Origin of the sequence: Acinetobacter piscicola (genome assembly GCF_002233755.1) — a bacterium.
GTDB classification, from domain to species: Bacteria; Pseudomonadota; Gammaproteobacteria; order Pseudomonadales; family Moraxellaceae; genus Acinetobacter; species Acinetobacter piscicola.
In genome coordinates this window covers 54,767-77,486 of the sequence record NZ_NIFO01000006.1, presented here as the reverse complement: position 1 = coordinate 77,486, position 22,720 = coordinate 54,767, and the positions used below count along the sequence as shown (strand labels likewise).

At 38.2% G+C, this 22,720-nt stretch carries 23 protein-coding genes and 1 pseudogene; all 24 read right to left on the bottom strand.

Going from position 1 to position 22,720, the window contains the following annotated elements; translation table 11 throughout:
• Positions 1-120: 120 nt before the first annotated feature.
• Positions 121-774: a 4'-phosphopantetheinyl transferase family protein gene (locus CDA10_RS11215; RefSeq protein WP_089605689.1), complete on the bottom strand. Its 654-nt coding sequence runs from the start codon at positions 772-774 to the stop codon at positions 121-123.
• A 34-nt stretch (positions 775-808) separates the two neighbouring features.
• Positions 809-1,195, bottom strand: a complete 387-nt coding sequence (locus tag CDA10_RS11210) for an excinuclease (RefSeq protein ID WP_407640375.1) — start codon at positions 1,193-1,195, stop codon at positions 809-811.
• Positions 1,196-1,264: 69 nt separating this feature from the next.
• Complete coding sequence (locus CDA10_RS11205) at positions 1,265-2,491, bottom strand: beta-ketoacyl-ACP synthase (protein ID WP_089605687.1); 1,227 nt, start codon at positions 2,489-2,491, stop codon at positions 1,265-1,267.
• Positions 2,488-3,213 carry a 3-ketoacyl-ACP reductase FabG2 gene (locus CDA10_RS11200; RefSeq protein ID WP_089605686.1) on the bottom strand — a complete coding sequence of 242 codons (726 nt, stop codon included), beginning with the start codon at positions 3,211-3,213 and terminating at the stop codon, positions 2,488-2,490. Before CDA10_RS11200 ends, CDA10_RS11205 begins: the two co-directional genes overlap by 4 nt.
• Before the next feature lie 30 nt (positions 3,214-3,243).
• On the bottom strand, positions 3,244-3,669 hold the full coding sequence (locus tag CDA10_RS11195; RefSeq protein WP_089605685.1) for a hotdog family protein: 426 nt from the start codon (positions 3,667-3,669) through the stop codon (positions 3,244-3,246).
• Positions 3,666-4,865, bottom strand: a complete 1,200-nt coding sequence (locus tag CDA10_RS11190) for a beta-ketoacyl-[acyl-carrier-protein] synthase family protein (protein ID WP_089605684.1) — start codon at positions 4,863-4,865, stop codon at positions 3,666-3,668. The genes CDA10_RS11195 and CDA10_RS11190 overlap by 4 nt, the downstream gene beginning before the upstream one ends.
• Positions 4,866-4,873: 8 nt before the next feature.
• On the bottom strand, positions 4,874-5,431 hold the full coding sequence (locus tag CDA10_RS11185; protein ID WP_089605683.1) for a DUF3261 domain-containing protein: 558 nt from the start codon (positions 5,429-5,431) through the stop codon (positions 4,874-4,876).
• The gene (locus CDA10_RS11180) at positions 5,431-6,729 is read right to left on the bottom strand and encodes an NAD(P)/FAD-dependent oxidoreductase (RefSeq protein WP_089605682.1); all 1,299 of its coding nucleotides are present in this window, start codon (positions 6,727-6,729) and stop codon (positions 5,431-5,433) included. Before CDA10_RS11180 ends, CDA10_RS11185 begins: the two co-directional genes overlap by 1 nt.
• A 16-nt stretch (positions 6,730-6,745) precedes the next feature.
• The gene (locus CDA10_RS11175) at positions 6,746-9,070 is read right to left on the bottom strand and encodes an MMPL family transporter (protein ID WP_089605681.1); all 2,325 of its coding nucleotides are present in this window, start codon (positions 9,068-9,070) and stop codon (positions 6,746-6,748) included.
• The gene (locus tag CDA10_RS11170; RefSeq protein WP_228704627.1) at positions 9,045-9,665 is read right to left on the bottom strand and encodes a LolA family protein; all 621 of its coding nucleotides are present in this window, start codon (positions 9,663-9,665) and stop codon (positions 9,045-9,047) included. Before CDA10_RS11170 ends, CDA10_RS11175 begins: the two co-directional genes overlap by 26 nt.
• A gap of 126 nt (positions 9,666-9,791) precedes the next feature.
• Positions 9,792-10,211: an acyl-CoA thioesterase gene (locus tag CDA10_RS11165; RefSeq protein WP_089605680.1), complete on the bottom strand. Its 420-nt coding sequence runs from the start codon at positions 10,209-10,211 to the stop codon at positions 9,792-9,794.
• A gap of 35 nt (positions 10,212-10,246) precedes the next feature.
• A complete protein-coding gene (locus tag CDA10_RS11160) occupies positions 10,247-11,797 on the bottom strand; it encodes an HAL/PAL/TAL family ammonia-lyase (protein ID WP_089605817.1) in 1,551 nt (516 codons plus the stop codon).
• A gap of 15 nt (positions 11,798-11,812) precedes the next feature.
• The gene (locus tag CDA10_RS11155; protein WP_089605679.1) at positions 11,813-12,739 is read right to left on the bottom strand and encodes an LpxL/LpxP family acyltransferase; all 927 of its coding nucleotides are present in this window, start codon (positions 12,737-12,739) and stop codon (positions 11,813-11,815) included.
• Positions 12,732-13,481 (bottom strand): glycosyltransferase family 2 protein, encoded by a 750-nt coding sequence (locus CDA10_RS11150; RefSeq protein ID WP_089605678.1) that lies wholly within the window; start codon positions 13,479-13,481, stop codon positions 12,732-12,734. Before CDA10_RS11150 ends, CDA10_RS11155 begins: the two co-directional genes overlap by 8 nt.
• Positions 13,474-15,192: an ApeI family dehydratase gene (locus CDA10_RS11145; RefSeq protein WP_089605816.1), complete on the bottom strand. Its 1,719-nt coding sequence runs from the start codon at positions 15,190-15,192 to the stop codon at positions 13,474-13,476. Before CDA10_RS11145 ends, CDA10_RS11150 begins: the two co-directional genes overlap by 8 nt.
• 86 nt (positions 15,193-15,278) lie before the next feature.
• Positions 15,279-15,818 (bottom strand): annotated as a pseudogene (locus tag CDA10_RS11140) (septation protein IspZ); the annotation flags it as partial.
• Positions 15,815-16,063, bottom strand: coding sequence for an acyl carrier protein (locus CDA10_RS11135; RefSeq protein WP_089605677.1), 249 nt, complete (start codon positions 16,061-16,063; stop codon positions 15,815-15,817). The pseudogene CDA10_RS11140 and the gene CDA10_RS11135, both read right to left, overlap by 4 nt.
• A 9-nt stretch (positions 16,064-16,072) precedes the next feature.
• Positions 16,073-16,333 carry a phosphopantetheine-binding protein gene (locus CDA10_RS11130; protein ID WP_010112696.1) on the bottom strand — a complete coding sequence of 87 codons (261 nt, stop codon included), beginning with the start codon at positions 16,331-16,333 and terminating at the stop codon, positions 16,073-16,075.
• On the bottom strand, positions 16,317-17,138 hold the full coding sequence (locus CDA10_RS11125) for a lysophospholipid acyltransferase family protein (protein ID WP_407640373.1): 822 nt from the start codon (positions 17,136-17,138) through the stop codon (positions 16,317-16,319). Before CDA10_RS11125 ends, CDA10_RS11130 begins: the two co-directional genes overlap by 17 nt.
• Positions 17,123-17,746: a beta-ketoacyl synthase chain length factor gene (locus CDA10_RS11120; RefSeq protein ID WP_089605676.1), complete on the bottom strand. Its 624-nt coding sequence runs from the start codon at positions 17,744-17,746 to the stop codon at positions 17,123-17,125. The genes CDA10_RS11125 and CDA10_RS11120 overlap by 16 nt, the downstream gene beginning before the upstream one ends.
• A 192-nt stretch (positions 17,747-17,938) precedes the next feature.
• A complete protein-coding gene (der, locus tag CDA10_RS11115; RefSeq protein WP_089605675.1) occupies positions 17,939-19,348 on the bottom strand; it encodes a ribosome biogenesis GTPase Der in 1,410 nt (469 codons plus the stop codon).
• A 193-nt stretch (positions 19,349-19,541) separates the two neighbouring features.
• The gene (gene bamB / locus CDA10_RS11110) at positions 19,542-20,693 is read right to left on the bottom strand and encodes an outer membrane protein assembly factor BamB (protein WP_089605674.1); all 1,152 of its coding nucleotides are present in this window, start codon (positions 20,691-20,693) and stop codon (positions 19,542-19,544) included.
• Positions 20,693-21,394, bottom strand: coding sequence for a YfgM family protein (locus CDA10_RS11105; protein ID WP_089605673.1), 702 nt, complete (start codon positions 21,392-21,394; stop codon positions 20,693-20,695). Before CDA10_RS11105 ends, bamB begins: the two co-directional genes overlap by 1 nt.
• 29 nt (positions 21,395-21,423) lie before the next feature.
• Positions 21,424-22,719, bottom strand: a complete 1,296-nt coding sequence (gene hisS, locus CDA10_RS11100) for a histidine--tRNA ligase (RefSeq protein WP_089605672.1) — start codon at positions 22,717-22,719, stop codon at positions 21,424-21,426.
• Between the last annotated feature and the right edge of the window lies 1 nt (position 22,720).

Here is a 22,720-nt window from a genome sequence, read left to right as displayed (position 1 = left end):
CCAAAGGAGGGTTGGGGAGGATTTAAAAATGCTTAACTGATCGGCATTACATCTTCAGATGGGCTTTTTTATGTTCAAATATTTTTAAATCTAGTGTTTTGAATTTACTTATAGACATCATCAATGCTGAATAATCTGTATATTTGGAAATGCAAAACCTTTACACGACAAAGCTGCGCGCCAAGACACAGTCAGCATCACATGACCTAAATTAAAGTTTTGATAAGCGAAGCTACCCAGTTGCGGATGTGTGCAAATTCCCCCATCATTTAGAGGATGAGCATGAGTATTTAACTCATTTAAACTCAAACGGATACCCAAACCAGAAGCCTTTAAAACCGCCTCTTTAGTCGTCCAAACTTTAAACCAAAACGCTGAATCAAAATCTAAATCCTGCCAAGTTTGAAATTCTTCTGGATGAAAAGCGTGTTTGGCTAAGGCTTCAAAACGCACGATCCGATCTAAATCTTCTACATCAATACCGACATCCTGCACTCGTAAACTATTGGCGAGTGCATAATGCTTTTGACTATGCGAATGATTAAAAGCAAGACGAGGATAATCTATTAAATACGGTTTGCCATATTCACTTTTGACAATCGATTGATCATTAATTTCGACTTGAAGCAAATCTGATAAAATTCGATTACGGTATTGATAAATTTGATTTTTCTTATATTGATTGTAGCTAGGAAAATCTTTGAATTGATCTCGACCTAAAATTAAAATTTGAGCCAATGGTATTAAATGTATTTGAATTTCATTCTTGCTCATTGGCTCAATTCAACCTAAACGCTATCGTTCTAGCTTAAAACTTTACAACATCGCCTTTCAAAGCAACGCCCGCAACAGCAGTTCCTTTTGCACAATCATACGTTGTCGTGCTGCGTGTTTCATTCGATTTGTAAAAGCTGACAACATTGGTCACAGCATTTGCACCACGCGCTTTCGCTGTATTTTGGAATTGAATAAGTGCTGAACGCAAAACACGATCACAAGAAGATTCAGCAGATTTAGCAAAACCATTGGTTTTTTTATTAGTCACTAAACCTTTTTCAATCACTTTACCGCCAGATTTGGTCCCAGCCAAATAAAACTTAACTGAGCCATCTAAAAAGCCATCGGCAACAGCACGGTTCACTGCTTCTTGAAAGTTAAATTGGTGAATCGTATCTGCTGCATGTACAGAAGCCATTCCACTTGTTGTTATAGCTAAAGCAATCACGATTTTTTTAATAGATTGAATCGTCATGTTATACCCTCTTTAGTGATCTAATTTTTTAAAAATAATCGAGGTATTAATTCCACCAAAAGCAAAATTATTACTCATCAAAATTTTGGCATTTATTTCTCGATTTTGTCCAATAATATAGTCTAAATTGCCACACAATGGATCAATATTTTCTAAATTTAATGTGGGAACAAATTGCTGCCGATGCATCATTTCAATACTTAGCCACGCTTCAATCGCACCACATGCACCTAAGGTATGACCAAAATAACTTTTAAGTGAGCTGATGGGTTTGTGGCCTAAAATTCGTGCGGTCGCTTGAGTTTCTGCAATATCACCTTGATCAGTCGATGTTCCATGCGCATTGACATAATCAATCTGCTCTGCTGATATCTGTGCATCTTTTAGCGCTAAAGCCATACAACGTCCCATCATTTCAGAATCTGGACGTGTTACGTGTTGACCGTCAGTATTACTACCATAACCAATGATTTCTGCATAAATCTTTGCACCACGGTTTTTGGCATGTTCATATTCTTCTAAAATTAAGCAACTTGCACCTTCACCAACAACAAGCCCATCACGATCACGATCAAAAGGACGAGGTGAACACTCGGGATGATCATTCATACCACTGGTTGCCAGTAAGACATCAAATACGGCTGCACTTGCGGCACTCAGCTCTTCTGCTCCGCCTGCAAACATGACGGTCTGCTTGCCATACTTAATCGCTTCATAAGCCTGACCAATTGCCATAGAACCCGAAGTACATGCACTCGATGTAGGCAATGTCAGTCCTTTTAAACCAAAATAAACCGTCATATTGACAGCACTGGTATGCGACATCATACGAATATAAGTCGTTGCATTGATTTTGCTCATGTTATTTTCCAATAACATTGAACCAAACTCAGCGACTGCGTTCACACTCCCTGCCGAGGAACCAAAGGCAACGCCTGTATCACCACTTTGTAAAATCGGGTCATTCAATAAACCAGCATCAATCAACGCTTTTTCAGCACTAATCACTGACATTAAGGCAACACGCCCCATACCTCGTGTAACTTTACGATTGAAATGTTTAGGCGTTTCAAAATGCTCAACTGGACCTGCTATTTTACAACGTAAGTCAGCAAAAACTTCCCAATCTGGCATATAACGAATGCCATTCTTCGCTGCTGCAATTTGCTCGAAAATAGAGTCAGCCGTATCACCTAATGAGGTGATACCAGCCATTCCAGTGATGACAACACGCTTCATATCAATCCTCCATTTACAGAAATCACTTGGCGGGTGATATAACTCGCATCATCACTACATAAGAATTTAACCACTTTTGCGACTTCATCCACTTGCCCCATACGTTGCATCGGGATCATTTTTAAAGCATGTTCCTGAACTTCATCACTGACCATTTCAGTTTCAATTAATCCAGGTGCAACACAGTTGACTGTAATTTTTCTTTTGGCTAATTCAAGTGCTAAGGCCTTAGTTGCACCAATCAATCCTGCCTTTGCTGCACTATAATTGACTTGCCCACGATTTCCCATCACACCAGATACCGAAGACATGGTGACAATACGTCCACCTTTTTTAAGACGAATCATTGGCATGACTAATGGCTTTAATACATTATAAAAACCATCCAAAGATGTAGAAATAACTTCATCCCAATCATTGTCAGTTAAAGCTGGAAATGCAGCATCATGCGTTAAGCCTGCATTTAATACCACAGCATAAAAAGCACCATGTTCTGCAATATCTTGTTCTAATAGCTGTCGTACTTGTTCTCGTTCTGTTACATCAAATAAAAGTGTATGACTCTTTCTTCCCAAAGTTTGGATATCAGCAACCACTTGTTCTGCTTCTACTTTTTTTGAGCGTGCATGAACAGTGACATCAAAACCTGCTTCCGCTAGCTGTAATGCAATTGCTTTCCCAATACCTCGGCTCGACCCTGTTACTAAAACTCTTCTTGCCACACTTTCATCCTAATTTAAAAAAACCTGTGGTTATTCTTCAGGTTCATACACACTCAGCATTGCCAAAATTGTATGGTTTTGATAATAAATTTCACAAGCAAATTGCCCCAACCCTTCATGTAAATACTGTTTTTCTGCTCGGATTGTGACTGTTTCACCTATTTCAAAAAATGGAACGGGTAAATGCAACTTACGTGTTCCTAAAAGAAACCCGATTTTTGGCTTTTGCCCTAACTTTCCACCGTGTGAACCCGCGTACAGACTGACCGTTTGCGCCATCAACTCAATACTCGACCATGTCGGTAAACCCTGTTCTTCACAAAACATCAACTCTGAGCGAATCAATAATTCAGCTATAGCAAAGTTATCGCCTATTTCTACAATACGATCAATAAAAACCATCGGTTTTTCATGCGGAATAAAATCAATCGCATTTAAATGTTTAGGCGAATTCATTTTAACTGCGTTCCAAAAATCAAACTGATATTACTACCACCAAAAGCAAATGAATTAGACATAACATATTGAATTGGCTCATCCAAATATGAATCGGTCACATAATTCTGCCCCACTAACTCATTGTCTAAAACTGCATATTGATGTAAGGGTAACCAACGCTGATCTTTTAAAATTTGGTTACAAATCATCGCTTCAATTGCACCCGCGGCACCTAAGCAATGCCCTGTTTTATGTTTAGTACTACTCAATGGCACAGCATAATTTTGAAAGACTGTGTGTACAGCTTTAATTTCCATCGCATCGTTCTGTGGGGTCGCCGTACCATGTAAATTCAAATAGCCAATCTCCAATGCACTCAAATTTGCCATATTCAAAGCCTCTTGCATCGCTCTCGCAGCACCATCCCCCTCAGGATGAGGTGCAGAAATATGCCATGCATCCATCGACTCACCTGCTGACATTAACATAACAGGTGCAACTTCTTTGGATAATAAGAATAAAGCTGCTGCTTCACCAATGTTAATCCCATCTCGATCTTGTCCACATGGCTGACAAATACCATTAGATAAGCTTTCTAAGCTATTAAAACCATTGAGCGTCAATTGACATAAGGTATCTACACCACCGACCAATACTGCATCTGCAAGCCCTGCATTAATCAAACGCTGTCCTGCTGCAAATGCTTTCGCACTGGATGAACAAGCTGTAGAAATCGTATATGCCAATCCCTCCCAGCCCAAATAAACTTGTAAGGCTTTGGCTAGACATCCCATTTCTTGTTTTTTTTGTTTGATTTGGATCGTGCTATCACCTTGAAAGTGGAGCTTTAATTCAGGTTCATTATCTGCAATACCAGATGTTGATGTTCCAATGACAATGGCAAGACGTTTATTTTCAAACTGAGCAACATAATGTTGAATATCAGTTTCAATTTGCTGTAATGCTGTCAAAGCAAAACGCAAATTGCGTGTTTCAAATATTTTTAACTTTGCGGAAACCTGTTGAATCAATTCAGCAGAATAAGCTCCGACCCAAACGTCTTTTTCGGCAATAAATGCGCTACTCAAACTTAAAGTATTTTCAATACTCGTCAAAGCTTGTTCTAATTGCGTTGTCGTTGAACCCAAAGCAGACAATCCAACACTATACTGAATGCCTACCGCTGGATATTTTTGATTGATGAATTCAGGCATTTTGACAGCTACTCATTATTTTCCAAAGTATTCGGTACTTCGCTAAACACCATTTGATACGGCACTTGTACATTATCCAATTCGATATGATCTTGCGTATGTCGAATTGTTAATACCTTATTTTGATGAATCAAAATATTCTGTATCCTAGTTGAATGATCTGGTTGTGTGTTCTCTACTTGAACATCTTTAGGCGGATAAGCAATAAAATTTGGATAAGTTGCAAACAAGATATCACGCACTAAAAAATCAAAAGGCAAAAGCTTCATTTGATCAATACGCTGTTCAACCTTAACTTTCGTCCCATCGAAACCTAACTTAAAAAGTTGCTGTCCTGTCAAACTCAATGCTAATAAATCTAAGTTTTTATCTTGCTGCTGTTGGTATAACAAAAAACTAAAACTGTGCGCTTTCCACTGTACTTCAACCAAATCTTGGCGCTGATAATGCTGTGCAATCCATTGTGAATTTGCTAAGCCCTGTGCTTTAGGAAGCATTTGCTGACATGCGGTTAAAGGCAAGATCAGCAATATAGCCAAAGCACAATGTTTCCATTTATTCAGCATTATTCAATTCCAATCGAAGCAATATGTGACTGCTCCTCACGACAATACTCAGCTAAAGTATTGAGACGTTGTCTCGGATTTTTATGAATTGGATTTGTATCATCCCAAGCATAGCCTGCCAATAATGATGCGATCATACGGCGAATTTTGTCGTTTTGATTTTTGGAGAATACAACATCTTGAAACTCGCCTTCATACCATGACTCAACATAGGCACGAAACACCTTAATTCCTTTTCTTAACGGTTTTTCATACTCTTGCATCCAGTCAACAGTTTCGCCCTTTAAGACACGTTCAAGCAAAGGAACAACCAAGCTTGATGATTTTAAAGCAATGGTCACACCTGAAGAAAAGACTGGGTCTAAGAACTCACCTGCATTGCCCAACAAAGCATAATTACGATCTGCCAAATGCTTCACATTGGCAGAATAGCCCACCAAGGTTCTGACTGCCGTATCAAACTTTTTATTGCGCAATACCTGAGACAAGGCTGGCTCATCAGCAAGAATACGTTCAAATGTCGCCTGCAAAGTTTCAGCACTGCTATCATCGAATTGGTATTTTTCAAAGAAATCTTGTTCAGCTACAATCCCAAATGAAGAGCGACCATCTGCAAACGGGATTAACCAATACCATGCACGTGGATCTTTTTCATGCACCGCAATTAAAATTTTCTCACGATCAAAGCTTGGATCATCTACAATTCCATCTTCAATATGCGTAAAAATAGCACGGCGTACTGGAAAATCTGATGGACTTTCTAAGTCTAAAAATTTCGGCAAAATTCGCCCAAAGCCACTGGCATCTAATAAAAATTTACCTTGAATTTGATAGGGTTCGCCTTGTTCATCTTTGACCGTTAAAATCGGATGTTGTGTTGCAACATCAACGGCAGTGACTTCATGCCCAAAACGAATTTCAGCACCATACTGTTCAGCTTGTTGTGCTAAAAGTTGATCAAAATTCGCTCTCCTCACTTGCCATGTCGTACCTGGGCCATCTGTAAATTTCTCAGTAAAGTCATAAAAGCTACGTTGTTGCCCTTTTAAAAAAGTTGCACCATTCTTAAATTGAAATGCATATTCATCAACATGGTTTTTAATCGTATCTAATAAGCCTGCTTCTTCTAAGAAAACCATCGACTGAGGTAGTAAAGATTCACCGATTGAAAAGCGAGGAAAGTATTGTTTTTCGATAATCGTGACTGTATAGCCTTTTTTACATAATAATGCGGCTGCTGAGCTACCCGATGGCCCTGCACCAATAATTAATACATCTGTTTGCTGAATTAAATTCATTATTCTCTCTTAGTGTTCAGCTATCTTGCTGATTTTGAAAAATAACACGGTGTTGGTCATCTGCTTTGGTAAAAATTGTGGCATACAAAAATGAAAAAATCACACCAAATAAAACGGTCAAACCAAAACAATGAATGGCGTAGGTATGACTAAACGACAGCAAACCAAAACCAAGTAAAGTCGACATCATACATAAAAATAATGCCATTCCAACCACTTGTGGATGGTCATGTCCATGTCGATAAAAAATCGCATAATCCACACCAATTCCAATAATTAAAAATGTTCCCATAATACTAAATAGGTTAATTTCTACGCCTAACCATGCCTGTACAGCAAAAGTACTCAGTAAAGCTAAACTTACAGGTAATATTAAGGCAATGATTGAGCCAATTCCATAAATAACACTCAAGCCAATCACTAAAGCAATCAATGCATAAAGGAGTAAATACTGCGCTTGTATACGATGCTGTTGAAATAATTGAGATAAGCTGCTTACAGGCTGCAATAGTTTAATTTGTGTTGTTTCAAGTTGCTGCATTTTTTTAGGATTGTGAATCCCTTGAACCAAAACCAAACGCTGATTTTGATTCGGTTGTAAAAAGGCTAAAGGATGATTTTGGAATGAACTGAGTTTCAACAAAGGCTGATTCACCAATTGTTTTTGCCATGCCATGACATCATCTACATTCAATTGCATTGCTACAGCATAAGCTTTTAGTTCTGTTGCTGGAATTTGTTGTAATAACTGGATATTTTCCTGCTGTGTTGCAATAGCAGGGACAGATTGCCCGATCGCTTGAAAACCCTGTAAATCCCCTTGTTGCTGTAATTGCTTTAACTTCAACAACAATGCCTGCTCTTGTTGTTCAAGCTGTGTCGTATTTTCTGCCCGAATGACAAAATAATCACTACTTTGTTGCTGACCAAAACGCTCACGAACATAGCGGTCTTCTTGTTTCAGCTTTTGATCCATACTCTGTAAATTACGAATATCATCATTGGCTTTTAAGAAATATAAACTGGTGGTCGATCCTAAAATAATCACAACAATCACGGCATAACGCAAAATATTATGCTGTAAAAAATAATGACGTGTCAGCCCAATGAAACGTAGCGTATGAATCGCAGGTTGTGCATTCAATGCTTTCAAGCGAGGTAACAACAAAATACTAGTAACCCATGCAGCACTGAGTCCAACGATTGAAAATACTGCAATTTGGCGAAAACCTGGAAATGGCGTAAAGGTCAAAAATACATAAGCCACCAAAGTCGTCATCAAACCCATAAATAGGCTGGGTAAAACAGGTTTTAGAATAGTAAAACCATCTGTCTTACGGTGCTGAGATTGTAACGCCATAAAATAAAAAGAAAAATCGACACATACACCGACCAAACTTGCACCAAACACCAAAGTCATGAGGTGAATTTCGCCAAAAATCCAATGTGTTACAGTAAATGCGACCAATATCCCGCTACTCACGGCTATAAACTCAGTGAGCATCGGACGTAATGATCTAAAACCAAACCAGACCAGTAGCAAAACCCCTAGACTTGAACCTAAGCCAATGGTTGAAATTTCTTTTTCAGCCGACTGCGTACCAAAACTTGAAAAGAGCAGCGTTCCAGTCCAATGAGTTTTGACGTTTAATTTGCCTAATTCAGTATCAACCTGTTGCATCCAAACTGCTGTACTTTCTTGATAATCAATATTATATGGGCTTTGAGTCAGCTCTAAGCTAAAAAAACGAGAGTTTCCATGCTCATCATGGATGGTGGCAAAACCCTGTTCCATATCAATCGTTTGATCTGTTTTCTGATTGGACAGGCCCATCGCAAAGCGAGGGAAAAGCAAGAGTGGATCTTTATTTAGTAGATCTGCTGTGACAGGCATACCCGGACTCATCACCTGTAATAATGCCTGCTCAGTCAAAGCAGCATAATCTTTTTGTTTTAACAGTTCAGTATCTTCCGAACTGAGTAAACCTGCATGATGTTGATATAAAGTTTGTGCAAATTTTTCAGTATCCAATTGTGGTTTTAACGGCTGCCACAACTGAGAATTCGTGACTTGTTGCTTTAGAATATCTGTAGCTTGATTGAGCACTTGATCACTCGGTGCATCAATCACTAAAAAGACTTTATTATTGAGTTGTTGATTCACATATTCTTGTGTTTTCTCTAATTGCACATCTTGATGTTCTTTCGGCAATAACGCAAAAATATTGGTTTGAATGTGAATCTCTTGCTTAAACCATGAATAGGCCAAACTTAAAGCGACACACAATAAAGTTGCGACCCAAAGTGCTGTAAATCTATTTGGCCAATTTGAAAAGTGCATCTTCTGAAGCCATAAGTTGAATAGGTTGTGGATTATGCTGACTAAATTGAATGACAGTCGAATTATTGGCCTTTTCCGTAATCACAATACGGTCTACATAACGCTGTCCTTGCGCTTCTACACGATCAAATAATTTTTTAAATAAACTGCTTTTGGGTGTCAAAGTCACATTCCATTGCGTAGGTGTGTAATTTGCAGACACAATATTGAAGTTTTTTGCTAAAGCGGTTTCATTGCCTGACATCAACTGTAAAAACATAGTTGCAACAGAACCATAAGGTGATTTATCAATTTCAATTTGACTATAAGTACGTTGAGTTTTTTGCACTAACTTTTGAGGTGTCACAATCAAACTGGCTTGCACAGGCTTTTGAATTTGCCACAAAACGCCATATTGTTTAGAAAATAATACCGTTCCACTTGAAACAAAGGTTTTATTTAAAGACGCTAATTTCTTCTGCTGTTGAAAATTGGCACGTACTGTTGGTGTTGTTGAGAGTTGCTTGAAAATCTGTCCCACTTGAGTATTTTGAGCCTGCGCAGCATTTGCATAAGTTACACAAAACAGCATGCTCAAAACAAGACTCATGAACATCCACAAAGACTTCATCGCTTTCGATAATACAAGCGACTTTAAACTCAATGTCAAATGAATAGACTGCGTTTGTTGAGACATTGAAGTTGTATTTTGCTTCATGATCATTTCCTATAAAGATTTAGACTAAGTCGCTGAAAACATAGACCATGCATTTAAACGATCCAACAATACTTGTGGCGACTGAAAGCACATTTCACGTGTTTCAATATTCACAGCAACTTGCGAGGTAAATCCTTTGGTTAAGCGCTTATCTGTATTGGCATCAAAAATTTGATACTCAATTTTCAAACGATTTTCCCATTCTTTTAAAATAGCACGTACACGAATTTTCTGTTGAAATTCGATGCCTTGAACATAACGTACATAGCTCTCAATCACTGGCCATGCATAACCAGAATCTTTCATTTGCACATAGTTATAATTAAATTCGTCCAATAATTTACAACGTGCGATTTCAAAGTATTTGATATAATGACCATGCCAAACAATATTCATGGTATCTACATCATGAAATGGAATTTCAATAATTACATCAGCATGCATAACTTAGCTCCATTACAGACTAGCTCCATTTCCAATTAGTACCATTTTAAGCTTTGATCTGTTGGATTCAGCAATTCAAACTGCTCAAAACGATCAACCAACCGTTGTAAATCATGTTGTAAAGCACGATCTTCTTCTACAAAAGTGAAGCTTTCAAGCACCCAGTGTTGGAACTGCGTTAATACGCCTCCCAATTGCTCACTCAATCCTCTCAGTTGAATAGCTTGCACTGCTGCACAGCTTAAAGCAGCCATGACTTGTTCTGTTAATAAAATCACTCGACTGGCATCACGTGCCGCAATCGTCCCCATACTCACTTTGTCTTGATTGTGACATTCTGTAGAACGAGAAAAGATTGAAGCAGCGATCGTCTGTTTTAACGCTTCTGCTGTCCATGCAGATACACCAATTTGAACCGCTTTAAAACCATGATTTAACGGTAAACGTTCAAGGCTCGAACCCGTCAGATTGCGTGGTAAACCATGATTCATTTTATGGTCTACCAGTTGTGCCAATTGACGATCCATTAGATCAGCAATATTAGCAATCATGATTTTTAAACTGTCCATGGCTTGGGCAATATGCCCACCATAGAAATGACCACCATGCAAAACTCTTAAATTCACAGGATCAATCAGTGGGTTGTCATTACTTGAGTTCAATTCATTTTCAATAAATTGACGTAACCACGTTTTCGAATCCTCAAAAACACCAATCACATGCGGTGCACAGCGTAATGAATAACGGTCTTGCAAACGTGGGCTTTGGTGCTCAGTTTGTACTTCACTATTCAACCAAGTACGCAATTGCGCGGCAATATTTTGCTGACCTAGATGTGGTTTTTGTGCAAATAGAACTTCATCAAAATGACTAGGATTACCCTCTAAAGCCAAAACATTCATTGCAGTAACTAAAGTACTTACAAGAGAAATTTGTTCAGCTTTTTTATAATTTAAACAAGCAATTGCTGTCATTACAGCCGTGCCGTTCATGAGTGCTAGCCCCTCTTTCGGACGGAGCACTAAAGCATCTAATTGGTATTCTGCATAGACTTGCGCAATCGGTACGATTTTATTTTGTTCTTTTTGATAAACATCACGCTCACCGACCAATGCGCCTGCAATATAAGACAATGGCGTTAAATCACCACTTGCTCCGACAGAACCTTCTGATGGAATCACAGGGATAATATTTTCATTGAGCATCCAAACTAGACGCTCTAGCAAAACCAAAGATACACCTGAATAACCACGTGCCAGTGAACACAAACGTGTCACTACCACAGCACGTGCGGTCATCAAATCAAGATTTTGTCCTAGTCCACAACCATGGAAGCGAGATAAATGTAACGGTAATTCATGTACTTGATGCGGTGGAATTTCGACTAAACATGAGTCACCATATCCAGTAGTCACACCATAAATGACACCTTCTTCTTCTAGCAATTGGTCTAGAAAATCAGCACCACGCTGAATCAAACTTTGCCATTGTTGCGATGTTGGCAAAGCCACTTGGCATTGATTCTGAGCCACTGCAACAACTTGTTCTATCGTTAAAGGTTGTTCACCAACAACTAAAACTTTCATATCTTTATTTTTCAACTACTTATTCCAAAAATTATAAAAATTAAACCATTGATAGGGTGCACGTATGCAATGCTGCTCTAGCACTTCCACATATTTTCGAGTGAAATTCTGCATGGCAATCAAGCGGTTAGCACGTGGTAATTCAACCTTTTCCGCAAGCAAATGAATATGCACATCAAACTGCTGATTTTGCCGATAGCAAAATACAGCCAATAACGGTACCTTCAACAAACTCGCTAAAATCCAAGCACCTTGAGGCCAATCGGCTTCTTCACCTAAAAAATTTACACGTTGTACACGTTGCGACTGCACAGGAACACGATCCGCAGCTAAAATGACCCATTCACCTTGTTCAAGTTTCTCTTGTAAAAGTACAGCGGTTTCAATACCCAGTTCATCTACAGAAATCAGATGTACATCTGCATTACTGTTAATTTTTTTCAAAAAATCATTAAACTTAGTTGCATGTTTTTGATAAACCAATACATTAATTTTTTGTGGATTTTCTGACTTAATCGCACGCAATAATTCAATATTTCCAAAGTGCGATACGAGAATAATTGCACCTTTTTGATAATGCGCTTGGAAATGTTCATGACCGTGCAAATTCAGTTTTTGTTCTGGAATATTGCCTAACCAGCCTTCAATTTTATCTAAAATACATTCGCCAAACTGCATGAAATGTGTATAGCTATTTGCAAGTGTAGGCGCTTGCGGAAAAGGTGATTGTTCACCTGCAAAACGATGCAATTGATTTAAATATTGTAATGAAGCTTGCTTAGCAATATTTGAAAATAACCAATACCACATAATTACAAAATACAAGACAATACGGCATAACACTCTGCCGCCTAAACGGTAAAACCACAACATCAGCATTAAGGGCAGCATTCCACCCTTTTCTTTTAAATGATTCCACTGTGGTGATTGCGATTCAGTCATCTACTGAACCTTTGTATTTATTTCTGAGTAAAGTCGGTAAACGTAACAACATTCCTGCAAAAAGTCGTGAATGTGCTTTGCTCATACCTAAATTGTCACGCCATGCATGAAAATGTGAAATACCTTGCTCGGGGTAAATGACTTTTGTAGGTACATTCACAAAGCAAACATTGTCCCATTTTAAGCGCACTAAGATTTCACTATCAAAACCCATACGCAATTGAAATTTAGCCGTTTGAATAACAGGCAGTGTTTCCGCCAATGGATAAACCCGGAAACCACACATACTGTCTTTAATATCAAAAGATAGACTGTTAATCCACACCCAAATATGCGTGGCATAACGTCCATACAAGCGACCTTTCGGAACTGTTTCATCAAAAACGGGTTGACCAATAATCATGGCATGTGGATATTGTTTTGAAATATCAATAAATTTTGCAATATCATTCCAATCATGCTGTCCATCTGAATCAATCTGTAAAGCATGGCTCAAGCCTAGTTCAACGGCTTTCTTCAATCCAGTAATCACTGCCTGACCTTTACCTTGGTTCTGCGCATGTTCAACGAGAATGATCTGTTTAAACTGACCTTCAATATCACGTAAAAGCTGTGTGCATTCTGCATCACTACCATCATTGACTAAAATAATCGGTAGTTCAAATTGCGTTAAATACTCAATTAAAGCCTGAATATAATGTGGATGATTATAAACGGGGACAATGAATCCATAATCAGACATGCATCACCCCAGTCACAACCTGATGATTTAAAGAATCCTGTTGATTTACTTCAAACAACAATCGTCCTGATGCGAGTTTGTGCTCACCTGAACACATTTCAAAGTAAATCTTATGCGACTTTCTCTGTAATGTTAGTTGCACTTCTGAATAAGGCTTAATTAAATCTTGAAATTTCAACTGTTCATAACCATTACACCAAGCTAAATCAGCCCAAACCTGTTTGGCAAATTGCTGAATAAATCCAATTTGCCCGACGCCTGGATAAATTGGAAAATTTGGAAAATGCCCTTTAAAACACTCCAATTCAGGAGGAAACTCCAACAGAAAAACCGTCTGATCTGCCATATTTTGCTGTTCTAAAACAATAGGTAAAAGCAAGGGCTTAAACAAATCTTGCATGGCTTGTTTATTCAATTTGGATTGGGTATTTCTAGGTAATTTCGACAAAAAGCGCCACTGCCTTGGAATGGCAATACTTTCCAATTTATCTTTTAATTGTTTTTTTAAATGCGTTACAAAACTTGCTTTATTACCTTGAACTAAGATCGATTGAGCATTTTCATTTAATACAGCAATGCAAGTTAAAATTTGTCGATGTTCATGCTCTATGAGTAATACATGACAATCTACAATTTCATTTAAACTTAAAATCTTATGTTCTATCGCATCTAAACTCAGACGCTTTTCTTCTAATTTTATAATCCTGTCTAAACGTCCTAAAAGTTTAAATGCACTTTTTGGATTTAAAGCTTCTACCAGTTCTACACGATCACCCGTAAAGATCCAATCTTCACTAAATGCATGATTCGTCTGAACACCTAGTTCTTCATTTTCAGTGACTTGAATATCAACATTAGCAAAGGGTAACCATAATGCATCATCTTGATTTCGATGAGCAATCCCACCTGTTTCAGAACTCCCCAAGACTTCTATAATCGGACGATTTAACCCTGCTCGTACACCCGCATCTAATTTCCCACCTGAAGAATAGATGCACTGGCAATTTTCCAAAATCACATCATTGGTCCAACGTTTCAATAAAGCTGGACTAGAAACCACATAATTAGCTTGTTGCAATCGTGCAAGCTTACGCTGCGCTTCTACAACATTTTCTGGAAAAGCCAACTGTGGATTGTAAAAACTACGTCCACTAGCAAGTGGTAACAGCAATTTAAATAACAAACCATAAATATGCTGATGACTCACTGTGGCAATCGCAATAATAGACTCGGCTAAATCAAAACTTTGATTTAAACCTTGTACTTCATTGAGTAATTGACGCAATGTACGTGGGATTTTTTTGGGTTGCCCTGTTGAACCTGAGGTATAAAAATAAACTTGCGCCTGTGTTAAAAAATTCTCATCTAAATTTAGAACTGAAAGTTCAAACATTTTTGGAATATTTTGAACAATGCTTGGTTGGCGCTCAAGAAAATAAATTCCTTGTTCTGCCAATTCAGATTCAAGATCTTTGACTCGATTCGGTGCAATCAACACCTGTTTTTCTGCTAATAATGCTGCAAAAAATAAAACTAAAAACTCATAACTGTCATTTTCCCAAAGTGCGTATTGCTCTGCATCTAATCTGTACATCAATGACGCTTGCTCACACACATCCTGCCAAAAATCGACAAAACGGATTTGGCTCAGATCGTCTTGAATACACAAAATATTTTGCGTAAAAATATGCATTTGAAAATGACACGCTATCATTTCTTTAAATCACTCTTTTTTAAATGAGTCTTACTTGAATCATTCGGACTTGGATCAATCTGATCTGACATGGTCACATGCTGGTTTATACGCTGTTGACGTTTACGTAAAATAAATTCGCCCAATAATAAAATTCCCATCAATACATAGGAAATAAAACCATTATAAATCACCCAAAACCGCATAGGTGCAAACAACACACTATACAGAGCAACCAAAGCATTCATCACAAAAAAAATGCACCAAACAATGGTGACTTTCCGTGTCCAAATTACACCTGATTCTGGTAAATCTGGCTCAGCAAGACGTGCAAAACGCTCAATCATCGAAGGTGGTTTAATCAAGGTTGATGCGAAAATAATACCCGCACCAACACTCATCAACACAGGATACATTTTTAGCCAAGCATGGTCTTTCAATAGCAAGCTTAAGCTTCCACAAAGTATTGCAAACCAAGTCAGTGGCATCATTAAATGATTGCCTTGACTAAATAAACGCACAATACCCAGTACAATCAGAATCACACTCACCCACAGAAAATGACCGTGTGATAAGCTCCATCCGACTAAAAAGGGATAGATAACCATGAGAATGATTATAATCCCTTTAAATACATGCTTCATCCAGCAAACATATTATGAATGACTGTCACAACATCCTGTACAGTGCGTACATTTTTAAAATCTTCAGGTTGTACTTGTTTGCCTGTTAATTCTTTAATTTTTACAACTAAATCAATTGCATCAATGCTATCTACATCAAGGTCAGAATAAAGATTTGAATCAAGCTGAATTTCGTCAGGTTCAATTTCAAATAACTCTTCCATCCATTCGCGTAATTTTACTAGAATTTGTTCTTGCGTTAACATCTTAACCTCTTATGCTTTTTGCTGTGCTTCTACCAAAGCAACTAAACTTTGAATCGATTTAAAATGCTGCTTAGTATCAGCAGACTCGGCATTCAAATGAATGTTGTAACGTTTTTTCAATGCCAAACCTAACTCTAATGCATCAATTGAATCCAAACCTAAGCCATCTCCAAATAGAGGTGCTTCAGTGTCGATATCATCTATGCTGATGTCCTCAAGGGCAAGTACATCTATGATCATTTGTTTTAATTCATCAGCAAGATTGCTCATTATTCGATAACTCTTGATTAAAAAATTGTTGAAGTTTTTGATTTAATTGACGAACGTGTTTCGGAGAAATCTGAACATCCTCTAATACATCATCAATATGAATCGCATCCAATACTTTAATTTGGATATGAAATGGTTTATTTGGAACGTGATACCACTTTTCATTCTTGGTTAATGTCGATGGGGTACATCGGATCAAAACAGGGCGAATCGGAACTTGAGCACGCAAGGCAATATTGGCTGCACCACGTTGAAACTCATTCAAAGACTTGTCTTTTTCAGTGCGCGTACCTTCCGGGAAAACCAATAAAGAGGCAGCTTGATCTTCTTGCAAACGCTCGACACAATCATAAATAAATTGTTCTGATCCGGCATTTAAAATATAACCCGCAGAGCGTACTGGACCTTTGGTAAATGGGTTTGACCACAATGCTTCTTTGACTACACAGTTGGCCTTTTCCATAAGTCCGATCAAGACGACTACATCAATCAAAGTAGGATGATTGGCAATGACCAACTCTTGACGACTTTGTTTTAATTTCTCTAAGCCTTCAATTTCATAAGTCATAATACCCAGTTTGACCATCATTTCAGTAAAACCTTTAAAGCTATACCGAATCACTTGTTGTGCTCTTTGCTGTCTACATTTTGGTTCTTGGCTCGATAGATTCACCAATGGTGCAATAATTCCACCAATCGCTATACCGCCTAGACCAAAACTTGCAAAACTAAAGCCTGTTGCACCAACACGCCACGCATAATTGACTTTATTGCGTAATCTTTTCATCATCAACATTTTGACCATGCACCATAACTTTGTTGCGAAGTTTGTATCCAAAATTCATTAAAATGCATCGCATCTAAATACTTAGGTTCTACTTGCTTTAATTCTTTTTCATCCAATTGTGCATTTGGTAACGTTAAACTAATCAAAGCTGCCATCGAAAAACCTTGAAAATCTTGATGTTCCTCATACACTTCAGGCAATGCTTCATCATAATAAACCACCAATGCCCGCCCTTGCGGATACATGGTTTTTAGATATGCATATGCCTCAAGTATTGCTTCAGACCAATCTGCACACAAACTGGTTGAGGGCGTTGCATCTTTACATAAGATTGAATATAAGCCCGCAACAGCATTATGGACAGAAGTTGAAAATTGCGTAGGCGATGGTGTCAAATCTTGTAATACATCTTCTAAAATTTTATAGGTTTTATGCTCATCACCATATTGTGATGCCCAAACAATATAATCGACTTTCTGCTGAGTTATGCATTCGATTGCGCTATTCAATGCCAATTTGGCAATGGTAGACAAGCGTCTTCGTTGCATCGCAGGAATATGCTCTAGCGCAGGATAAACATCTCCTGCACAACTGAATTTAAGTTGTGTAACATTCAATTGAATCATGCTAATTCATATACCTTGTACATCTATTATATTATATTTTTTTGCAACATTGAAATTGCCTGAAAATTATAACATCGACCATAAAAAGCGCATAGAAAATCATTGCGTTCAATCTTCAATCAAAAGCTTTATCACAACTAAAACAAAAAACCCAAAGATCACTTTGGGTTTCGATTGAACAGAAAATTAAACTTAACTTCTGTATTTTTTCTCAGCTTTTTTAAACTTCTGAACATAACGACGTTTACGTGCTGCAACACGCTCATCAACCATTGATTTACGTCCTTCAAATGGGTTTTCAGACGTTTTAAAGTCAACACGAACTGGCGTCCCTTCAAGATTATAAACTTTACGGAATACATTTTCCAAATAGCGACGATAATCAGCAGATGTTTTATCTACTTTATTACCGTGAATTATAATCGTTGGTGGGTTTTGTCCGCCCATATGTGCATAACGCATTTTAATACGCTTACCACCGATCATTGGCGGCTGATGTGCTTCAGTAGCATCATTTAAAATTTGCGTTAATTTTGCAGGTGAAACTTTTAAATGCGATGAGTCATAAGCACGATGAATACTTGGATAGAGTTCACCCACACCAGTACCGTGTAATGCCGAGATTAAATGCACTTTCGCCCAAGGAATAAAGTCAAAACGACGATCGACATCTAATTTACATTGCTTGCGATCATATTCGGTCATGTTATCCCATTTATTAATGGCGATTACCATGGCACGACCCGCTTCTAGTGCATAACCAATTAAATGCAAATCTTGTTCTACTACACCTTCACGGGCATCTAGAACAACCACAATCACATGGGCATCTTTAATGGCTTGTAAAGTCTTAACAATTGAGAATTTCTCAATCATTTCATCAACTTTACCTTTACGACGTACACCTGCAGTATCAATTAAGGTGTATTGACGACCATCACGCTCATAAGGAATATAAATTGAGTCACGTGTTGTTCCTGGTTGGTCAAATGCCACCACACGTTCTTCACCCAATAAACGGTTAACCAATGTAGATTTCCCCACATTTGGACGACCAATAATCGCTAAACGCAGGCCTGTTGCCTTGTCGTGATCTTCTGGATTTTCATCTTCAGGAATATCTGTTAAAACTTCCTCAAGCATTTGCTGTACGCCACGACCATGACTTGCAGCGACTTGTAATGGTTCACCCATACCAAGTTTGTAGAACTCAACCAAGGCAGCTTCTGCATGAACACCATCTACTTTGTTCGCAACAAGGTAAATTTTCTTACCTAAAGTACGTAGTTCACGTGCAATCTGTTCGTCAGAAGCCAATAAACCAGCACGAGCATCTACAACGAAAATAATAATGTCCGCTTCGTTAATCGCAGTTTTTGACTGTTCTGCCATATACGAGTCGATACCACCTTCATTTTCGCCGATACCCCCAGTATCAACAACAATGAAAGATTTATTTTCATAGACTGCATCACCGTATTTACGATCACGGGTCAAACCCGCAAAATCAGCAACAAGTGCATCACGACTCTTAGTAATCTGGTTAAATAACGTTGACTTACCAACGTTCGGACGCCCAATCAGCGCAATTACGGGTTTCATAAATTAACCTTAATTCAAGATCAGCCAGTTGGACTGGTCTGAACATCAGATAAATAGGAGGAAATAGGGTCAAAGCCCTTGTCTTTCGACAATTCAAATAAAAACACGGGGTATTGAATATTCAATCACCCCGAGTTTAAAAAAATAGATTAGGACTAGTTTAACACAAGACTCAATAAATTTGATGATCAGTCTATCGATTCTGCCAAATGCTTAAATCGCCTTTGCGTGTCGAAACATAAAGTTGATTATCATCGATAACTCTTAAAGTACGAACTTCGCCACTGGTTTTAGAACGTCCTAAAATTTTGCCTGTGTTTGGATCAATCAGGTGTAAGTAACCTTTCAAATCACCCACAACTAAATTTGAGCCTAACAATACAGCATTACTCAGGTTACGATTTAAAAGCTGTTCATTTTTCCAAATTTGTTGACCTGTAATCAAATCATACGCTATCAACTGACCATCAGTTTGTGACACAAATACTTTGCCATCAAAAACTTCTGGGCGATTAATACTGCTTGAATTCTCACTCCACAAAACACGTTGTGAAGCTAAATCAAGTACAGTCACTTGACCTTGAAAACTTGTTGTCACGACATATTGTCCAGCAACAACAGGTTCACTATCAACATCAATTAAACGCTGAATATCTGAGCGACCTTCAGAAACTGCAACACGACGCTGTAAACGAGGAACTCCCGCTACACTGTCAATTGCATAAATATAACCTGTAGATGTCGTCACCAAAATTGTACGAGGATCTAAGCTCACAGGAGAAGCTTGTCCACGTAAACTAAATGAAGCATTTGGTAACTTATAAGTCCAAGCTTGTTGACCTGTTTCTTCATCCAAGGCATATACAGTCGCATCATTGGTTACAACAATAACGCGACCTGACTGAATCAATGCTGAACTAATCACCGCACCAGACAACTGAGCTGTCCATTTCTTTGTACCCGTTGCTTGATCTAAAGCATAAAGTTTACCTTTAGGGCTACCCACAACAACCAAACCATTAGCAGCTTCAATACCAGAGCTTAGACCTGCTTTAGTCACCTTGGTTTCCCATAAGCGCTGTTTACCTTTATAAGCAGCAACTTCACCCTTTGGATCTAAAGCAAAAATAACACCATTTTCTGTATCTAAACGTAGACGCAGTGGATCTTCTTCACTCGTTGAAGAAACATCTTTTGAAAAAACCTGTGCCAAACTCGTAGCATGAGCAACTTTAGGTAATGGATTTGGTTTAATTTTTACTTCTTTAACTTTGTTACTTGAACAACCCACTAAAGCTGTAGATAAGATTGCTAAAGCAAAAGGTATTTTAAATTTTCTATCCATTAAGACTCATCCACTTGTGTTTCTAAAATTGGGCGTTCAAGCTCAGGATCATCTACTAATACGCCAACACTTTCGAGTTTAATTTGTAAAATTTGACGTTCTTGTTTACGCTCAATGACTGCATTCCATGCTGTCTGATACGACTTTTTAGCATTATCGATATCATTTTTTGCAACATAAATATCACCCTTCAACTCTTCAGCAGTCGCTTTAAAAGCAGGTTCATCTACGACTGACAAGGTTTTCAAGGCTTCATCAAATTTCTTTTGAGCCAGCTGTGTATCTGCAAGTTTAATCTTTACAACTTGTAACAAACCAGCATCTTTTAGCTTAGAATTTTCAACTTTTTTCAATTCACGTTCAGCTGTTGCATAGTCATTTTTATCAAATGCTAGCTTTGCCATCACAATCTGCGCTTGGATTGCTTGAACAGAATCTGGATTATCTTTGACAATTTTATCTGCCGATGTAATTAAAGCAGCCGAAGCCTTAGGATCACCCGCAACTGCTTTTGCATCATCCATTAACTGTTGAACTTTCGCAGTTTCATTTTGATTTTCAGCCAAAGTTTTCTTCTGCCAATATTCCCATCCGAAAAAGGCAATCAATGCAATGAGGACGCCTGTCACCATAGCAGAGCCATATTTCTTAAAAAATGACTTTAAACTATCTAGTTGCTCATCATCACTTATTGCGCTCATTTGACTCCCCTTTCCTTATGTTTATTGGCTTATTTTGAAGAAAATTTTTCTGTGAAGAATGGTACGATTTCAGTTACCGCAACTTCATATTGTTCAGCAGTCGCAAGCTCTTTGACCAAAATCTGTTGAGCTTCAGCTTCGCGCTCACCAAAGATCAATGCATAAATCGCACCTGATTGGTCTGCTTTTTTCATCTGGCTCTTCATTGAACCTTGAGAACCTGTTTTCAAACGAATTGAACTATTGACAGCTTCAAGTTGATCACGAAGTTGCTCAGCCAGTACCAATGCCTTACCTTGAGTTGCAGGATCTGAAAGCAAGAATAATTCGCATTCACGAACAGGCGTATTGTCTTCAATTTGTTCAAGCAGAAGCAATAAACGCTCCATTCCCATACCAAAACCGACGGCAGGAACAGATTGATCTGCTTTTCCTTTGAGCTGCCCAACTAAACCATCATAACGACCACCTCCACATACCGTTCCTTGAGAACCTAAATGTGTAGTCGTCCATTCAAATACCGTTTTGTTATAGTAATCCAAACCACGAACCAATTTTGGATTAATAACAAAAGTAACACCTGCATCCGTTAAATACTGTTTTAATTGAGCAAAATGATTGATGCTATCTTCTTTCAGGAAATCATGTAATTTAGGTGCATTTTCAAGAATTTGCTGAGTTCGAGCATCTTTAGAATCTAGAATACGTAAAGGGTTGGTCGTTAAACGGCGTTGTGAATCTTCATCTAATTCATTTTTATGTGCAGTTAAAAATTCAACCAATGCTGCACGATATTCTGCACGCTCACCTGACTCGCCTAAAGTATTCAGTTCAAGTTGAACTTTGTCTGAAACACCCACGCGTTTCCACAAACGTGCTGTTAACAAAATAATTTCAGCTTCAATATCTGGTGTTGCTACGCCAAAGGTCTCTATACCAAATTGATAGAATTGGCGATAACGACCTTTTTGCGGTTTTTCATAACGGAACATTGGTCCCATATACCATACACGCGGAGTCGCACCACGAAGTAAGTTATGTTCCAACATTGCTCGTACACAACCCGCAGTGCCTTCTGGACGCAAAGTTAAAGATTCAGGCGGATTACCTTTATCAAAAAAGGTATACATTTCCTTTTCGACAATATCCGTTGCATCACCAATGGCGCGTTTAAACAAATTTGTTTGCTCAACAAGCGGGAGACGAATTTGTTGATAACCATATGCATCCATTAATGATGCTAAATGTTGCTCAAGACGTCTCCACGCTGAAGTTTGCGTTGGAAGAACATCATTAAAACCTTTAATCGCGACAATTGAACTCATG

What these genes read in the sequence shown, in the direction of transcription:
- CDA10_RS11215 (WP_089605689.1), bottom strand. Translation starts at nt 774, where the DNA reads ATGAGCAAGAATGAAATTCAAATACATTTAATACCATTGGCTCAAATT.
- CDA10_RS11210 (WP_407640375.1), bottom strand. Translation starts at nt 1,195, where the DNA reads ATGGCTTCTGTACATGCAGCAGATACGATTCACCAATTTAACTTTCAA.
- CDA10_RS11205 (WP_089605687.1), bottom strand. Translation starts at nt 2,491, where the DNA reads ATGAAGCGTGTTGTCATCACTGGAATGGCTGGTATCACCTCATTAGGT.
- CDA10_RS11195 (WP_089605685.1), bottom strand. Translation starts at nt 3,669, where the DNA reads ATGAATTCGCCTAAACATTTAAATGCGATTGATTTTATTCCGCATGAA.
- CDA10_RS11190 (WP_089605684.1), bottom strand. Translation starts at nt 4,865, where the DNA reads ATGCCTGAATTCATCAATCAAAAATATCCAGCGGTAGGCATTCAGTAT.
- CDA10_RS11185 (WP_089605683.1), bottom strand. Translation starts at nt 5,431, where the DNA reads ATGCTGAATAAATGGAAACATTGTGCTTTGGCTATATTGCTGATCTTG.
- CDA10_RS11180 (WP_089605682.1), bottom strand. Translation starts at nt 6,729, where the DNA reads ATGAATTTAATTCAGCAAACAGATGTATTAATTATTGGTGCAGGGCCA.
- CDA10_RS11175 (WP_089605681.1), bottom strand. Translation starts at nt 9,070, where the DNA reads ATGCACTTTTCAAATTGGCCAAATAGATTTACAGCACTTTGGGTCGCA.
- CDA10_RS11170 (WP_228704627.1), bottom strand. Translation starts at nt 9,665, where the DNA reads ATGTTCATGAGTCTTGTTTTGAGCATGCTGTTTTGTGTAACTTATGCA.
- CDA10_RS11165 (WP_089605680.1), bottom strand. Translation starts at nt 10,211, where the DNA reads ATGCATGCTGATGTAATTATTGAAATTCCATTTCATGATGTAGATACC.
- CDA10_RS11160 (WP_089605817.1), bottom strand. Translation starts at nt 11,797, where the DNA reads ATGAAAGTTTTAGTTGTTGGTGAACAACCTTTAACGATAGAACAAGTT.
- CDA10_RS11155 (WP_089605679.1), bottom strand. Translation starts at nt 12,739, where the DNA reads ATGACTGAATCGCAATCACCACAGTGGAATCATTTAAAAGAAAAGGGT.
- CDA10_RS11150 (WP_089605678.1), bottom strand. Translation starts at nt 13,481, where the DNA reads ATGTCTGATTATGGATTCATTGTCCCCGTTTATAATCATCCACATTAT.
- CDA10_RS11135 (WP_089605677.1), bottom strand. Translation starts at nt 16,063, where the DNA reads ATGTTAACGCAAGAACAAATTCTAGTAAAATTACGCGAATGGATGGAA.
- CDA10_RS11130 (WP_010112696.1), bottom strand. Translation starts at nt 16,333, where the DNA reads ATGAGCAATCTTGCTGATGAATTAAAACAAATGATCATAGATGTACTT.
- CDA10_RS11125 (WP_407640373.1), bottom strand. Translation starts at nt 17,138, where the DNA reads ATGGTCAAAATGTTGATGATGAAAAGATTACGCAATAAAGTCAATTAT.
- CDA10_RS11120 (WP_089605676.1), bottom strand. Translation starts at nt 17,746, where the DNA reads ATGATTCAATTGAATGTTACACAACTTAAATTCAGTTGTGCAGGAGAT.
- der (WP_089605675.1), bottom strand. Translation starts at nt 19,348, where the DNA reads ATGAAACCCGTAATTGCGCTGATTGGGCGTCCGAACGTTGGTAAGTCA.
- bamB (WP_089605674.1), bottom strand. Translation starts at nt 20,693, where the DNA reads ATGGATAGAAAATTTAAAATACCTTTTGCTTTAGCAATCTTATCTACA.
- CDA10_RS11105 (WP_089605673.1), bottom strand. Translation starts at nt 21,394, where the DNA reads ATGAGCGCAATAAGTGATGATGAGCAACTAGATAGTTTAAAGTCATTT.
- hisS (WP_089605672.1), bottom strand. Translation starts at nt 22,719, where the DNA reads ATGAGTTCAATTGTCGCGATTAAAGGTTTTAATGATGTTCTTCCAACG.